The 14,880-nt window shown below is 73.0% G+C and carries 13 protein-coding genes; 8 read left to right on the forward strand and 5 right to left on the reverse strand.

The window, feature by feature from the left end:
• Nucleotides 1–47 precede the first annotated feature (47 nt).
• From qcrC to ACWD6N_RS12600, 4 genes are all read left to right on the forward strand, one after another.
• The gene (gene qcrC, locus ACWD6N_RS12585; RefSeq protein ID WP_354965069.1) at nucleotides 48–884 is read left to right on the forward strand and encodes a cytochrome bc1 complex diheme cytochrome c subunit; all 837 of its coding nucleotides are present in this window, start codon (nucleotides 48–50) and stop codon (nucleotides 882–884) included.
• Nucleotides 885–948: 64 nt separating this feature from the next.
• Entirely contained in the window at nucleotides 949–2,043 is a 1,095-nt protein-coding gene (gene qcrA, locus ACWD6N_RS12590) for a cytochrome bc1 complex Rieske iron-sulfur subunit (RefSeq protein WP_354965068.1), read from the forward strand.
• Nucleotides 2,040–3,671 carry a cytochrome bc1 complex cytochrome b subunit gene (qcrB, locus tag ACWD6N_RS12595; RefSeq protein ID WP_354965067.1) on the forward strand — a complete coding sequence of 544 codons (1,632 nt, stop codon included), beginning with the start codon at nucleotides 2,040–2,042 and terminating at the stop codon, nucleotides 3,669–3,671. The genes qcrA and qcrB overlap by 4 nt, the downstream gene beginning before the upstream one ends.
• Before the next feature lie 192 nt (nucleotides 3,672–3,863).
• Nucleotides 3,864–4,553, forward strand: coding sequence for a DUF4142 domain-containing protein (locus ACWD6N_RS12600; RefSeq protein WP_354965066.1), 690 nt, complete (start codon nucleotides 3,864–3,866; stop codon nucleotides 4,551–4,553).
• Nucleotides 4,554–4,635: 82 nt separating this feature from the next.
• On the opposite strand, the gene ACWD6N_RS12605 is transcribed toward ACWD6N_RS12600, so the two are convergent.
• From ACWD6N_RS12605 to ACWD6N_RS12625, 5 genes are all read right to left on the reverse strand, one after another.
• Entirely contained in the window at nucleotides 4,636–4,923 is a 288-nt protein-coding gene (locus ACWD6N_RS12605) for an Lrp/AsnC family transcriptional regulator (RefSeq protein ID WP_354965065.1), read from the reverse strand.
• Nucleotides 4,924–5,001: 78 nt separating this feature from the next.
• The gene (locus tag ACWD6N_RS12610) at nucleotides 5,002–5,901 is read right to left on the reverse strand and encodes a nucleotidyltransferase family protein (RefSeq protein ID WP_387323845.1); all 900 of its coding nucleotides are present in this window, start codon (nucleotides 5,899–5,901) and stop codon (nucleotides 5,002–5,004) included.
• Nucleotides 5,898–6,440, reverse strand: a complete 543-nt coding sequence (locus ACWD6N_RS12615; RefSeq protein WP_354965064.1) for an NUDIX hydrolase — start codon at nucleotides 6,438–6,440, stop codon at nucleotides 5,898–5,900. The genes ACWD6N_RS12610 and ACWD6N_RS12615 overlap by 4 nt, the downstream gene beginning before the upstream one ends.
• 53 nt (nucleotides 6,441–6,493) lie before the next feature.
• Nucleotides 6,494–8,287 carry a RelA/SpoT family protein gene (locus tag ACWD6N_RS12620; protein WP_354965131.1) on the reverse strand — a complete coding sequence of 598 codons (1,794 nt, stop codon included), beginning with the start codon at nucleotides 8,285–8,287 and terminating at the stop codon, nucleotides 6,494–6,496.
• A 129-nt stretch (nucleotides 8,288–8,416) separates the two neighbouring features.
• Nucleotides 8,417–10,171, reverse strand: coding sequence for a DEDD exonuclease domain-containing protein (locus ACWD6N_RS12625; RefSeq protein ID WP_354965063.1), 1,755 nt, complete (start codon nucleotides 10,169–10,171; stop codon nucleotides 8,417–8,419).
• 127 nt (nucleotides 10,172–10,298) lie between these two features.
• On the opposite strand from ACWD6N_RS12625, the gene ACWD6N_RS12630 reads away from it, so the two are divergent.
• From ACWD6N_RS12630 to ACWD6N_RS12645, 4 genes are all read left to right on the forward strand, one after another.
• Nucleotides 10,299–11,753 (forward strand): NYN domain-containing protein, encoded by a 1,455-nt coding sequence (locus ACWD6N_RS12630; RefSeq protein WP_354965062.1) that lies wholly within the window; start codon nucleotides 10,299–10,301, stop codon nucleotides 11,751–11,753.
• A 368-nt stretch (nucleotides 11,754–12,121) separates the two neighbouring features.
• Nucleotides 12,122–12,331 (forward strand): hypothetical protein, encoded by a 210-nt coding sequence (locus ACWD6N_RS12635; protein WP_354965130.1) that lies wholly within the window; start codon nucleotides 12,122–12,124, stop codon nucleotides 12,329–12,331.
• 155 nt (nucleotides 12,332–12,486) lie between these two features.
• A complete protein-coding gene (locus ACWD6N_RS12640) occupies nucleotides 12,487–13,746 on the forward strand; it encodes a M48 family metalloprotease (RefSeq protein ID WP_354965061.1) in 1,260 nt (419 codons plus the stop codon).
• On the forward strand, nucleotides 13,743–14,867 hold the full coding sequence (locus ACWD6N_RS12645; protein ID WP_354965060.1) for a glycosyltransferase family 4 protein: 1,125 nt from the start codon (nucleotides 13,743–13,745) through the stop codon (nucleotides 14,865–14,867). The genes ACWD6N_RS12640 and ACWD6N_RS12645 overlap by 4 nt, the downstream gene beginning before the upstream one ends.
• The last annotated feature ends 13 nt before the right edge of the window (nucleotides 14,868–14,880 follow it).

The following is a 14,880-nucleotide window of genomic DNA, read 5'->3' on the forward strand; positions in this document are numbered from 1 at the left end:
GCTGCTCCGTCCCCTGAGACAGGTCCAACCGGTTAAGGACACCGCTCATGACTTCTGACAACGACCGCCGACGCGGTCTGCTCGCGCGGCTGCGCGAGCGGCCCGCCGCGCGCAGCAGGGGCCGCCGCCGGCTGGGCGCCGCGGTCCGGCTGTTCGCCGCGCTGATGCTCGCCGGCGGCGCATACACCGTCTTCGCCCCCGGTGCGCAGGCGCAGGACAACCCGCCGCTGACCGGCGCCGCCGCTGAGGGCAAGGCGCTGTTCGACGTGAGCTGTGTGACCTGCCACGGACGCAACGCCCAGGGCGTCGAGGGCCGCGGGCCGAGCCTGATCGGCGTCGGAGCGGCCTCGGTCGAGTTCCAGGTCAGCAGCGGCCGCATGCCGCTTGCCCGCCAGGAGGCCCAGGCGCACCGCAAGCCCACGCTCTTCACCGACGAGCAGACCCGCCAGCTGGCCCAGTACATCCAGGAGCTCGGCGGCGGCCCGATCGTGCCGGAGGGCGACGACCTCCGCGAGGACGGCAACGTCGCTGCCGGCGGTGAGCTGTTCCGGATCAACTGCTCGCAGTGCCACGCCTTCGGTGGCGGTGGCGGCGCGCTCTCCTCGGGCAAGTTCGCCCCGAGTCTGCACCCGGCGACCGACCGGCAGATCTACGCGGCGATGTTGAGCGGCCCGCAGAACATGCCGGTGTTCGGTGACAACCAGCTCCGGCCGGAGCAGAAGGCCGACATCATCGCGTACATCCAGGAGACCCTGAAGCACGACCAGGACCCGGGCGGGTTCAACCTCGGCCGGTACGGGCCGTCCACCGAGGGCCTGGCGATCTTCCTGGTTGGCATCGTGGCGCTCGTCTTCGCTAGCCTGTGGATTGCGGGTAAGTCGTGACCGAGCGGATCATCCGATTCAGTGCCGTGGTGCCGCTCGGCGCCACCCGTAGCGAGGTGACGGCATGAGCACGCACACCGAGCACCAGGCCCCGCAGGGCCGGGAGCCGCTCGACGTGAACACCCCGGGGCTGACCCGGTTCGACATCGTTCGTGAAGGCGCGCGCCGGGACGACATCGAGATCGTCCACTACGAGCCGCAGGTGCAGCCCGGCACCAAGGCCGAGCGCCGCCTGACCCGGGTGGTGGCCGGGTTCTTCCTGATCACCGGCCTGGCGGCGACTGCCTTCCTGGCCATCTACATCTGGTGGCCCTGGCAGTACGAGCCGGGCCGGGGCGGCGACAAGTTCTACACCCCGCTGCTCGGCGCCACCCTGGGCGTGGCCTTGCTCGCCGTCGGATTCGGCATCCTGACCTGGGGCAAGAAGCTGCTGCCCAAGGAGGTCTCGATCCAGGACCGGCACGAGGGGGCGGTGGACGCGGACGGCCGCACCATCACCGGTCAGACCATGCTCTACATGGCCGACGAGCTGGGTGTGAAGCGTCGCCCACTGCTCGGCATCTCGCTGCTGGCCGGTCTCGCGCCAGTCGGGGCGGTGGTCGCGGCGCCGCTGGTCGGCGGCCTGATCTCCCAACCGCACAAGAACAACCAGATGTTCACCACCGGGTTCGCTCAGACCGAGGGCGGGCAGAAGATCCGCCTCGTCCGCGAGGACGGCCGACCGGTGCGCCCGGCGGACATCAGCAGCGGTGGTCAGCTGACGGTCTTTCCGGGCATCGAGCACGGCGTGAGCAACCGGCACGCCGACTCGCCGACGCTGCTGATCCACCTGCGCGATGCGGACGCCCAGAAGTCGCGGGAAGCCAACTCGCGGCCCGAGGTCGGCCACGGCGACTACATGTGGGGCAACTTCGCGGCGTTCTCCAAGATCTGCACGCACGCCGGTTGCCCGGCAAGCCTGTTCGAGCAGCAGACCAACCGTCTGCTCTGCCCGTGCCACCAGTCCCAGTTCCTCATCACCAACAACGCGACGCCCGTCTTCGGCCCTGCCAGCCGCCGGCTGCCGCAGCTGCCGATCGAGGTGGACTCTGAGGGCTTCTTCGTGGCGAAGTCCGACTACACCGAGACCATCGGGCCTGATTTCTGGGAGCGGCCATGAAGCGTCGAAAGCTTGACCTTGCGGCGACGCCGGGCAAGGCCGCGGTGGGGGTGGACGACCGCTTCCAGGTGGCCACCCCGCTGCGCAGGCTGCTGAACAAGGTCTTCCCGGACCACTGGTCCTTCCTGCTCGGCGAGATCGCGCTGTTCTCGTTCATCGTGCTGCTGCTGACCGGTGTGTTCCTCACCTTCTTCTTCGAGCCGGCGATGACCGAGGTGGTCTACGACGGCAGCTACGCGCCGTTGCAGGGCACGCCCATGTCCGCCGCGTACGCCTCCAGCCTGGACATCTCGTTCGACGTCCGTGGCGGTCTGGTGATGCGGCAGATGCACCACTGGTCGGCGCTGCTGTTCATGGCCGCGATCGTCGTGCACATGCTGCGGGTCTTCTTCACCGGTGCCTTCCGCAAGCCGCGGGAGACCAACTGGATCATCGGCTCGCTGCTGTTCTGGGTAGGCTTCCTGGCCGGCTTCACCGGCTACTCGCTGCCGGACGACGGCCTGTCCGGCACCGGCCTGCGGATCGCCTCGGCGATCATGCTGTCCATCCCGGTGATCGGCTCCTGGGTAACCTCGTCGATCTTCGGCGGTGAGTTCCCCGGCACGATCATCATCAGCCGGTTCTTCATCGCCCACGTGCTGCTCATCCCGGCTCTGCTGGTCGCGCTGATCAGCGTCCACCTGGGCCTGGTCTTCAAGCAGAAGCACACGCAGTGGCCCGGCCCCGGCCGGACCAACGGCAACGTGGTCGGCGAGCGGATGTTCCCGCGGTACGCGCTCAAGCAGGGCGGCTTCTTCATGGTCGTCTTCGGCGTCATCGCGCTGATGGGCGGTCTGTTCCAGATCAACCCGATCTGGCTGTTCGGCCCGTACGAGGCGTGGGTGGTCTCGGCCGCCAGCCAGCCGGACTGGTACGTCATGTTCCTCGACGGCTCGACCCGCCTCATGCCCGCCTGGGAGATCAACATCCCGCTCGGCGACGGGTACGTGATCCCGCCGCTGTTCTGGCCGACGGTCGTGCTGCCCGGCATCCTGGTGGGCCTGTCGACGATGTACCCGTTCCTGGAGGCCCGGCACCTCAAGGACCGCAAGAGCCACAACCTGCTCCAGCGGCCCCGGGACGTTCCGGCCCGGACCGCGGTCGGCGCCATGGCGGTGTCCTTCTACATCGTGCTGACGCTCTCCGGCGCCAACGACGTGATCGCCGACAAGTTCCAGATCAGCCTGAACGCGATGACCTGGGCCGGCCGAATCGGCCTGCTGGTGATTCCGCCGGTGGCGTACTACATCACCCACCGGCTCTGCCTCGGTCTGCAGCAGCACGACCGCGAGGTGCTCGCGCACGGCGTGGAGACCGGCATCATCCGGCGTCTGCCGGACGGCCGGTTCATCGAGGTGCACCAGCCGCTCAGCGCGGCGAACGGGCACGCGGACGGCCACGGCGAGCTGGAGTACGTCGGCTGGGTGGTGCCCAAGAAGATGAACCGGCTCGGGGCTCTCGGCCCGGCCATCCGGGGCTTCTTCTACCCGATCGAGAAGCCGGCCGAGGCGCCGGTCTCGCCGGGTCACCCGCCGGTCGAGGCCCGGCCCGAGCGCGAGGAGATCAGCAGCGGCGAGAGCCGCCGCTGACCCCCCGACCGCACCGTCACGTGGCGCCCGCCGGAATTCCGGCGGGCGCCACGTCGTATCCGTGTCCACCGCCCATCCGGCCAGGAGTGGGACGGTCACGGCGCGACCGGTAGACCCCGCGCGACGGGCGATCGCAGGAATAACCCCGGTGAGCCGGGTATCCGTGCGGTCCAACGTCTCAAGGGGGGAAGCATGTTGGGTATCAAACGCCTCGGCCTGTTGGCCGCGCTGGTACTGGTCGGCGTCGCGCCGGCCGCGGCCGCGCAGGCCGCGGCACAGCCGTCAACGCAGGACACCCAGTATCTGCAGGCGGTGCACCAGGTCAACCTGTTCGAAATCACCGCCGGTGACCTGGCCCAGCAGAAGGGCCAGGACCAGGGGGTCAAGGACCTGGGCGCGATGTTGAAGACCGATCACACCCAGCTGGACCAGACGGTGCAGCAGACCGCGTCCCAGCTCGGGGTGGACCTGCCAAACGAGCCCAGCGCCGATCAGCAGGCCGTCATCGACCAGCTGAACAACGCCAGCGGCAAGGAGTTCGACCGGCTGTGGGTGACCAGCGAGCTGGCCGGTCACGTCCAGGCCATCCAGGCCACCCAGACGGAGATCTCACAGGGCTCCGAGCAGTCGGTGGTCCAGTTGGCCCAGACCGCCCTGCCGATTCTGCAGACGCACTACGACGAGCTGGTTCAGCTCGCCAACCAGCTCGGCATTCCGGTCCCGCAGACCAGCGCCAGCGGTACGCCCAGCCCGGGTGGCACTGGCACCGAGTCGCCGGCTCCGGGTGGCACAGGCACCGAGTCCCCGGCTCCGGGCGGCGGCACCGAGTCGCCGGCTCCGGGCGGCGGCACCACCGAGTCGCCGGCTCCCAGCGAGAGCTGACGTAGCGGCAGCAGACGGCCGGCCCACCCACGCGGTGGGCCGGCCGCCGTGCGTCCCGGCACCCGTCGGCGCCGCCGGTGTGTCAGTCCGCGCTCGCCAGGCCGATCGCGAACGCCTCCTCCAGGTCGTGCTGCGAGTACGCCCGGAACGCGATGTGCGACTCGGTGTTCAGCACACCCGGCACCTTGGAGATGCCGCCCGCGATGACCTGGGCGATCTGGTCGAACTCGCGGACCCGGACGATGGCGATGAGGTCGACGTGCCCGGCCACCGAGTAGACCTCGCTGACGCCGGGAAGGTTGGCCAGGTTCTCCGCCACCTCGGGGATCGCATCGGTGGCGCAGTCGATCAGCACGATCGCGGTGATCATGGGACATTTCTCCGTTCGTCGGCGTCGTCGCCCATGCTAGATGTTTCCGTCGGGCCCGGAGGCGGGAGGCGTCGGGGCTCAACCGTGCGCGCTGGCCGGCACGGTGCAGCCGTCCCCGGCGCGGATCGTGTCGCGCAGCCGTTCGCCGTCGCGGACCGTCGCGCCCGGCCAGACCACGGTGCGCCGCACGTCGCCGTACACCCGCGCGCCGGCGCCGACCACCGACTCGACGCAGCGACCGGCCACCGTGGCGGACGGGTCGATCAGGGTGCCGCCGGCGGCGGCGTGCAGGTTGGCTGCCAGGTAGTCGGCCGGGGTGCCGGTGTCGTAGAAGGTGCCCGGGTAGGCGATCACCTCCAGGGCCCCGGCCGCCTCGGCCGGTCGCCAGACCGCGCGCACCAGGTCGGAGAAGACCAACGGCAGGTCGCGGACCAGCCGCCAGGGCAGCAGTGAGAAGCCGGTGAAGCAGTGCCCGGCGAAGGTGCCCGGCGCCGCCGGGTCCGCGGCGGGCTGACCGAGCAGGCGTACGGAGTGCCCGTCCCAGCCGTCCAGCAGCGCGGCCACGTCCGGGCCCGGCGGAGTCGCCGCGTCGGCGAGGTACGCGTCGGCGTTGCCGACCAGCACCGGCCGGCCGTCGATCCAGTCCCGCAGGTTGGCCACGCCGCCCGCGGTGCCGAGCGGGTCGCCCGGCTCCACCGACAGGTGGGCGCGGTCACCGACGTGCGTGACCACCTGGTCGGCGAGGTAGCAGGCGTTCACCGCGACCCGTCCGGGACCGGTCAGGCCGAGCCCGGCCAGCCGGGCCAGCGCCCGGTCGAGCAGCGGCACGTTGCCCACCGGGCAGAGCGCTTTGGGCACCCGTTCGGTGAGCGGACGCAGTCGGGTGCCCTCGCCCGCGGCGAGCACCACCGCACAGACCTCCGCGCGCCGGTCGCCCGCCCGCCCCCCGGTCGCCGGCACACCCGCCGCCCCGGTCACGGCGTGATGTCGGGCACCGGTGGCGGAAACTGCCCGGCCAGCGGCCCAATGCCGTAGTAGGCGAGCAGCCGGGCGGTCGGCCAGGTCAGCTTCGGCAGGTCGTCCAGGGGGTGCCAGGCGGCCTCGAAGACCTCCGCGCCGTCGACCGCCAGTTCGGTGTCGGAGGCCGGCACCTCCGCCTCGAAGACCATGTCCACCCAACCCTTGGCGTGCACGATCGCGTTCGGCACCGCGGGACGCAGCCGGGACGGGGGGAGCCGGATGCCGGACTCCTCGAACAGCTCGCGAGCCGCGCCCACCACCGGGGCCTCGCCCCGATCCAGCAGACCGGCGGGGAGCGACCACCCCTTGCCGGGCGGCTGGCGCAGCAGCAGCAACCGGCCCGCACCCGTCGCCTCGGCGTCGCGGACCAGGGTTACCGCGCCGACGATGTACTTGGGCACGGCCAACCGGACCAGTCGACGGCGCACCGGCAGCGGCAACCGGTAGAAGGCCTGGTAGAAAATGGCCCGACCGGTGGCGCGGGAGCGGGGGATCATGACCCCAGGCTAGTGGTCACGAAAGTCCTTCGGACGTGCTGGGGCCTGGACGGTCACTGTCGATGGTCGACCAGGTCGATCAGCTGGCGTACCACCGTGTCCGGTTCGATCACCCGGTCGAAAACGGCGACCAGCAGGGTCTCCAGGTCGGGATAGCCCAGCTCCTCGGAGAGACGCAGCAGTGGCAGGTCACTGGCGAGGCCGCGGTTGTGCTGGCGCAGGGCGAGCCCGATGGTGGCCCGGCCGAGGCGGACCTTGTCGCTGATCGTGATGCCCGGCTCGGTGTGCCCGGCGAACCACCGGTTGATCTGCATCTGCGCGTGCGGCGACTTGACGAAGTCCAGCCACTCCCGGCGCGGGCCGCGCGGCGCCTCACCGGCCTCGAAGCCGTTGTCCCCGTCGTCTTCGGTGAAGATCTCCACCACGTCGCCCTCGTCCAGCTCCGAGCTCAGCGGCGCCAGCCGGCCGTTGATCCGGGCGGCGAGGCAGTGGTCGCCCCGCTCGCCGCCCAGCTCGTAGGCGAGGTCGACCGGCGTGGCGCCGGCCGGTAGCACGACCTGCCGTCCGTCGGAGAAGACCTGGATCTGCCCCTCGGCGAGGTCGCAGCGCAGCGACTCGAGGAACTGCGCCGGGTCGGCGGCGTCCGGCTCCCAGTCGAGGACCCGGCGCAGCCAGTCCAGTTGCTCGGCGCGCGCCGCCGCGCTGCTGCCTCCCGAACGCGGGAAGCGGAAGTCGGCGGCGATGCCGTACTCGGCCGAGCGGTGCATCTCCTCGGTGCGGATCAGCACCTCGACGGTGCGGTCCTGCGGGCCGCAGACGCTGGTGTGCAGCGAGCGGTAGAGGTTGTTCTTCGGCGATGCGATGAAGTCCTTGAACCGGCCGGGAATTGGGCGCCAGGTGCCGTGGATCGCACCCAGTGCGGCGTAGCAGTCGGTGGCCGGACCATCGACCACCACCGCGATACGCGGCAGGTCGTACGGCGCGGCGTGGTCGCCGGCGGTGGTGTCCTTCCAGATCGAGTAGAGATGCCGCGGGCGGGGGCTCACCTCGGCGTCCACCCGGCTGCGGCGCAGCGCCACCCGGGCCCGGCTGACCACCGCGTCGAGGTACGCGTCCCAGCCCGGCCGGTCGTGCACGTGCCGGGCCAGCCGGGCGTGCTCGTCGGGCTCCAGGTGCAGCAGCACCACGTCGTCCAGCTCGCGCTTGAGGGTCTGGATGCCGAGCCGGTCGCAGAGCGGGACCAGCACCTCCTGGGTCTTGCGGGCGATCCGCTCCCGCGAGGCGGCGGAGCGCACACCGAGGGTGCGCATGTTGTGCAGCCGGTCGGCCAGCTTGATGATCAGGACCCGGACGTCCTTGGCGGCCGCGACGATCATCTTGCGGATCGTCTCCGCCTCGGCGGCCTTGCCGTAGAACGCCTTGTCGAACTTGGTCACCCCGTCAACCAGGTGGGCCACCTCGCCGCCGAAGTCCTCCGAGAGCGCCTGGAGCGTGTATCGGGTGTCCTCCACCGTGTCGTGCAGCAGCGCCGCCACCAGGGTGGTGGTGTCCATCCCGAGCTCGGCGCAGATCTGCGCCACCGCGAGGGGGTGGGTGATGTACGGCTCCCCGCTCTTGCGGAACTGCCCGCGGTGCATGTTCTCCGCGATGGTGTAGGCCCGGCGCAGCACCGCCGGGTCGGTGCCGGCGTGGATGCCCCGGTGGGTCCGGACCAGCTGGGTGACCGGGTCGGAGTCGGCGGTCGGCCAGGTGAGCAACGACCGCAGCCGGCGGGCCAGCGGCAGCTCACCCGACTGGGTCGGCAGGGCGCCCCCCAGGGCGGCGCCGTGCCCGGCGTCGACGTCCACGAGGGACACCTCCTCACCCCGGCCCCGCGACCGCCGAAACCCGGCGACCGGGAGCAGGCCCACGAATCGGGCAGGACTGCACTTCTCTAACAGCCTAAGCGAGTCGACGTAGTCCGATCGGTCACTTGGTCATGAGCGTTCGGTCGAGAGTTGGTGGGACGCCCCGCTCTCGGCCTTCGCCAGCAGGTCCCGGAAACGCCCCGCGCCACCCACCGGGGAGGACCAACCGGAGGACATCTCCACCAGCCGGGTCTCCGGTCGCTCCAACCAGGACAAGATGCGCTCGGACTCCTCCGCCGTGGCCGCCGGCACCGGGCCGTGCCCACCCGACACCGTCTCGGCGGTGGCCCGGATGGCGTTCAGCGTGGGTCGCGGGTGGACGCCGGGCGGGGACACCCCCGCGCCCGCCAGCCGCCCGTGCCGGACCAGGGCCAGCTCCCAGCCGCCCCGGGCGGCCGGCCGGGCCGCGGCCAGCTCGACGATCCCGGTCAGCGCGGCCAGCCGCTGCATCCGCACGGTGGCGCGCAGCACCGCCGCCAGCCGGGACCGCACCACCGCGGCCTCCTCGTAGCGCTGGTCGCGGGAGAGCACGTCGATCCGGGCCAGCAGCGCGTCCACCACCGGCTGTGGGTCGCTCACGGTGGCGGTGCGGAACGGCGCCGCGGCGCGGTGGTCGTACTCCTCGGGGGTGATCTTGTGCTCGCAGGGAGCCGGGCAGCGACCCAGCTCGGCCAGCGCGCAGGCCGGCGTGATGGTCCGCAGCGAGAGCCGGTGCGTGCACTGGCGCAGCGGCACGGCGTCGTGGAAGCCCGCGGCGGCCAGCTCCGCGGACCGCCGGGAGGTGAACGGGCCGAGGTAGGCGGTGTCGGTGGGGGAGAGGTCGCGGACCACCGACAGCCGGGGATACGGCCCGTCGGTCAGCTTGAGCCAGACCATCCGCTCCGGGTATTTCGACCGCCGGTTGTACGGCGGGGCGTGCGCGGCGATCAACCGCAGCTCGCGGACCTCCGCCTCCAGCGAGTGCGCGCACTCCACCGCCTCGACCCGCTCGGCCGCGGCCAGCATCTCGGAGATCCGGGCCCGCTTCTCGCCAGCGGTGAAGTAGCTGCGCACCCGGGTGGCGATGTCGCCGGAGGTGCCGACGTAGAGCGGACGGTCGTCGGCGGCCCGGAAGATGTAGACCCCCGGCACCTTGGGCAGGCCCTCGGCCAGGTGTCGCTTGCGGCGCTGGGTCGGGGTGACCGCCCGGGCGAACTCGATGGCGTCGCCGACCGTGTCGACCCGGTGCCCGCCCAGTCGGGCGATCAGCCCGTGCAGCACGTCGACGGTGGCCTTCGCGTCGTCCAGCGCCCGGTGGGTGGGCTGGGTGGCGGTGCGGAAGTAGGCCGCCAGGGTGCCCAGCTTGCGGTTGGGCACCTCGTCGCGGGTCAGCACCCGGCGGGCCAGCGCCGCCGTGTCCAACACTCGGGGGTTGGGCCAGCGGTAGCCGTGCTTCGCGCAGGCGGCCTTGAGGAAGCCCACGTCGTAGGGCGCGTTGTGGGCGACCAGGACCGCGTCGGCGATGAACTCCAGGAAGCTCGGCAGCACCTGCTCGATCGGCGGCGCCGGCATCAGCATGGCCTGGGTGATCCCGGTCAGCACGGTGATGAACGGCGGGATCGGCTGCCCCGGGTTGACCAGGGTGGCCAGCACGCCCAGCTGCTCACCACCGCGCACCTTGACGGCGCCGATCTCGGTGATGCCGCCGCCGTCCGGCGCGCCGCCGGTGGTCTCCAGGTCGACCACCACGAAGGTGGCCGCGTAGAGCGGCAGCGCCGGGTCCACCCCGCCCACCGCCGGGTCGAGACCGGCCAGCGACTCCTGGACGTACTCCGCCTGTGCCATCGGCGGCACGCTAGCGCGCCGGTCCGACACTCCCGTCACAGCGGCCCCACCGGTGGGCATGGGGCTAGGATGAGAGATCGGCTCACTCACCGGGCGGTGGGCCCGGTCGCGGTGGGAGACTTGCCACATGCCCCTCACCGAGCCGCACGACGACCACCTCCAGCAGGAGGATCCGGTCGCGCGCGACGGTGCCGTGGGCGACCCGGACAGCGGCGACGAGACCGCCGTCGACGAGTCATCCGGCCCGGTGGGCCCGGGCGGCGAGCCGACGATCGAGCCGGAGCCCGTCCTGCCCGAGCCGGTCCGGCAGCGGATCGTGGCGCTGACCGCCGCGGTGCTGCCCACCCTCCCGGCCGACGAGGTCCCGGTGCCGTTGCGCCGGGTGGCCAAGTTCGCCCCGAACCGGCGGGCCCGGCTCGGCGCGCCAGCCATCGCCGCCCAGCTCACCGGCGACCCGCTGTTCCGGCAGCGGGTCACCGCCCGGGTGCTGGCCGACGCCGGTGACCTCGGCGCGGCCGTGGTCGAGGGCACCGCGCCGGCCGCCGCCGACCCGGTCGAGGTGGCCGCGCTGGCCTACCTGGCCCGGCCGCGCGGTTGGCGGGAGCTGATCGACGCCAGCGGCGCGGCGGTCCGCGCCGAGGCGGACAGCGCGGTCGTCGCCGAGCTGGTCCGCGAGGCTGAGCAGCGAGCCACCCGGGCCGAGCACGACCGCGCGGTGGCCCGGGTGGAGGCGGAGAAGCTCCGTGACGAGCTGGCCCGGGTCCGGGAGGAGCTGGGCCAGCTCCGCGAGGAGTCCCGCCAACTGGCCCGCACCCTGCGGGAGACCCAGGCCCGCGAGCGCAAGGCCACCGAACTGCTGGCCACCGAGCGCGGCCGGGCCGCGCGCGCCAGCGCCGACGTGGACGCCGAGCTGCGCCGGGCCCGCGCCCGGCTGGCCGAGGCGGAGGCGGCCGCCGGTGTGGCCCGGGCCAGCGCCAAGGAGGCCCGCTCGGTCGACGACGCCCGGCTCTGGCTGCTGTTGGAGACCATCGGCCAGGCCGCCGTCGGGCTGCGCCGGGAGCTGGCACTCGACCCGGTGGACAAGCTCCCCGCCGACTTCGTCGCCGACGCGTTCGCCGACCAGACGGGCACCGCCCCGGCCGGCCCGTCCGCGCGCGCCCGGGACACCGACGACCCGGCCCGGCTGGACCAGCTGCTCGCGCTGCCCCGGGCGCACCTCGTGGTGGACGGCTACAACGTCACCAAGCGCGGCTTCGGTGAGATGTCGCTGGAGCAGCAGCGCAAGCGCCTGGTCACCGGCCTGGGCGGGATCGCCGCGCAGACCGGCGACGAGGTCACCGTGGTCTTCGACGGCGCCGAGCGGATGCACGGGCTGCCGCCGGCGCCGCGGGGCGTACGGGTGCTCTTCTCCCGCAAGGGCGAGACCGCGGACGAGCTGATCCGGCGGCTGGTCCGGGCCGAGCCGGCGGGCCGTCCGGTGGTGGTGGTCTCCTCCGACCGCGAGGTCGCCGACGGGGTCCGTCGGCACGGCGCCTACCCGCTGGGCGCCGACTCGCTGCTGCGCCGACTCGCCCGCTCCTGACCGTGTCTGGCCGTCCCGCGCCGGGCGCTAAAGCATGATCGACTCCAGATCGCTGACACCGGGCCATCCTCGGCCCCGGGACACCGCGACATCGCCGAAACGGTGTCGATCAGGGGTGGGGCCCGCCGCATTGGATCGTGAAGACGTTCCCCGATCCAGATCAGCTGACTCGGACACTTGAACGGCTCGGCTGGTCGGCGCGGGTGTGGCCCGCTGGGACGCGGTTGATCGCTGGCTCGGCCGCGCCAAAGCGCGGGTCTGGCCGGTAGCCAGGTGAGCAGCGCTCTCCTTCGTGTGATCGACACGAGGTCGGCGATGTCGCTGTGTCCGGCCGGTCGGGATACCCCGATATCGCTGACCTGGAGTCGATCTCGGCCGGTCGGGGCGGTTGTCTGGGTTTCTGTTCCGGCTGCCTGGTGGCCGGCCTGTTCGACGAGGCGTCCCCGGCGGCCGGCCTGGACGCCGCCGAGGTCCAGGCGATCGAGGTGTTCGCCCGGGCCGGTTACGACGTGGAGGTGCTGGCCGCGCCCGCGCGTCCCGGCGCCGCCCGTCGCCACGCCGCACGCCGGGTCGCCTGAGCGCGACACCGCGCCCGAAGCGGGCTTTTCGCGGGCCATAGGATGGGCGGTCACGGCGGGAGGAGCGGCGGGATGAGCGGGGTACGACGCGACGACGGCGGGCCCGCCGTCGGCGGCGGGAAGGCCCGTCGCGTGGCGAGCACGGCGGTGTCCCGGTGACCCCGCGTGCCTGGGCGCTGCTGACCCTGGCCGGGTTGACCGTCGCGCTGCTGGTGATCGCCGCGCTGCTGATCCCGTGGCACCGGCCGCCGGCGCCCCGGGCCGACCAGCTCGCCGCGCTGCGTGACCTGCCCGCCGAGCAGGTGGCCCGGGGGCGGGAGTTCCGCACCGCACTGCGCCCCGGCGGTTACGCCGCGCTCGCCGTCGGGCTGCTGGTCGCCCTCGCGCTGGGGCTGACCCCGCTGGGCAGCCGCCTGATCGAGCTGGTGGGCCGGCCGTTCGGTGGGCACTGGGCCGCACAGGCCGTGCTCGGCGGGCTGGCCGTGGTGCTCGTCGCCGACCTGCTCACCCTCCCGTTCGCCGCCTGGCGGCAGAGCGTGCTCACCCGCTACGGGCTGAGCACCAACGGCTGGAGCGGCTGGACGGCCGACCTGCTCAAGTCGTACGCGGTCAGCGCGGTGATCGGCGCGGTGGCGCTGTTCGGGTTCTACGCGGTCATCCGCCTCGCGCCGCGCTGGTGGTGGGCGTTCGGCGCGGCCGGCGCGGCGGTGCTGGTGGTGCTGCTGTCGTTCGTGTTGCCGGTGCTGGTGGAGCCGGTGTTCAACCGCTTCACGCCGATGGAGCAGGGCCCGCTGCGCACCGAGCTGATGAGCATGGCCGCCCGCGACGGGGTGCCGGTGCGCGACGTGCTGGTCGCCGACGCCTCCCGGCGCACCAGGGCGGTCAACGCGTACGTCTCCGGTCTCGGGCCGACCCGACGGGTGGTGGTCTACGACACGCTGCTGCGCGAGGCCACCCCGGCCGAGGTGACCGCCGTGGTGGCGCACGAGCTGGGGCACGCGAAGGACCGGGACGTCGCGGCCGGCACGCTGACCGGGGCGCTCGGCGCCGCGGCCGCGGTGGTGGCGCTCTACCTGCTTGGCTCGTGGGGGCCGCTGCTGCGGATGGCCGGTGTCGATTCGGTCGCCCACCCACGCGCGTTTCCGTTGCTGGTCGCCCTGGTCACGGTGGCCGGGCTGGTCGCCGCGCCGGTGCAGGCGCTGATGTCCCGGCGGGTGGAGGCACGGGCCGACGCGCACGCGCTCGCGCTCACCCGTGACCCGGTCGCCTTCGAGTCGATGCAGCGCCGACTCGGCACGGTCAACCTCGGCGACCCTGACCCGCCGCGCTGGGAATATCTCTACTCGGCCTCACACCCGTCCACCGTGGAGCGGATGGCCGCCGCCCGCGCGTACGCCCGGGAGGCCGGCCGATGAACCGCACGCTGCTGATCACCAACGACTTCCCGCCCCGCCCGGGCGGGATCCAGTCCTTCGTGCACAACCTTGCGGTGCGTCAGCCGGCCGGCTCGGTGGTGGTGTACGCGTCGAGCTGGCGCGGGGCGGCGAAGTTCGACGCCGACCAGCCGTTCGAGGTGATCCGGGAACGCACCAGGGTGCTGCTGCCCACCCCGCTGATCGCCCGCCGGGCGGCGCGGCTGGCCCGCGCGTACGACTGCGACACGGTGTGGTTCGGCGCGGCGGCCCCGCTCGGGCTGCTCGCCGCCGGCCTGCGGCGGCGGGCCGGGGTGCGCCGGGTGGTGGCGCAGACCCACGGCCACGAGGTCGGTTGGGCGGCGCTGCCCGCCGCCCGGCCGGCGCTGCGCCGGATCGGTCGGGGCGTCGACGTCACCACCTATCTCGGCGAGTACACGCGCAGCCGGCTGGCCCGCGTGCTGGACGGGCTGACCGAGCTGCGCCGGCTGGCGCCCGGGGTCGATGTGGACACCTACCACCCGACCGTGGACGGCGAGCCCGTCCGGGCCCGGTTGGGGCTGACCGACCGTCCGGTGGTGGTCTGTGTGTCCCGCCTGGTGCCGCGCAAGGGGCAGGACATGCTGATCCGGGCGCTGCCGGAGATCCGCCGCCGGGTGCCCGACGCGGCGCTGCTGATCGTCGGCGGCGGGCCGTACCGGGCGACCCTGGAAAAGCTGGCCCGGCAGGCGGGGGTGGAACGGGACGTGGTCTTCACCGGCTCGGTGCCTACGGCCGAGCTGCCGGCGCACTACGCGGCCGGCGACGTCTACGCGATGCCCTGCCGCACCCGCAACCGTGGGCTGGACGTGGAGGGGCTGGGCATCGTCTACCTGGAGGCGTCCGCGACGGGCCTGCCGGTGGTGGCCGGTGACTCCGGCGGCGCGCCGGACGCGGTGCGCGAGGGGGAGACCGGCTACGTGGTCCGCGGCCGGGACGTCGCCCAGCTCGCCGACCGGGTGGCCCGGCTGCTCGCCGATCGGGACCTGGCCCGCCAACTGGGCGCGGCAGGTCGGGCGTGGGTGGAGCGGGAGTGGCGCTGGGAGGCGCAGGCGGAGCGGATGGCCGCCCTGCTCGCCGGCTGACCGCCGCCCGCGC

The sequence above is a fragment of the Micromonospora sp. NPDC005163 genome (genome assembly GCF_053599835.1).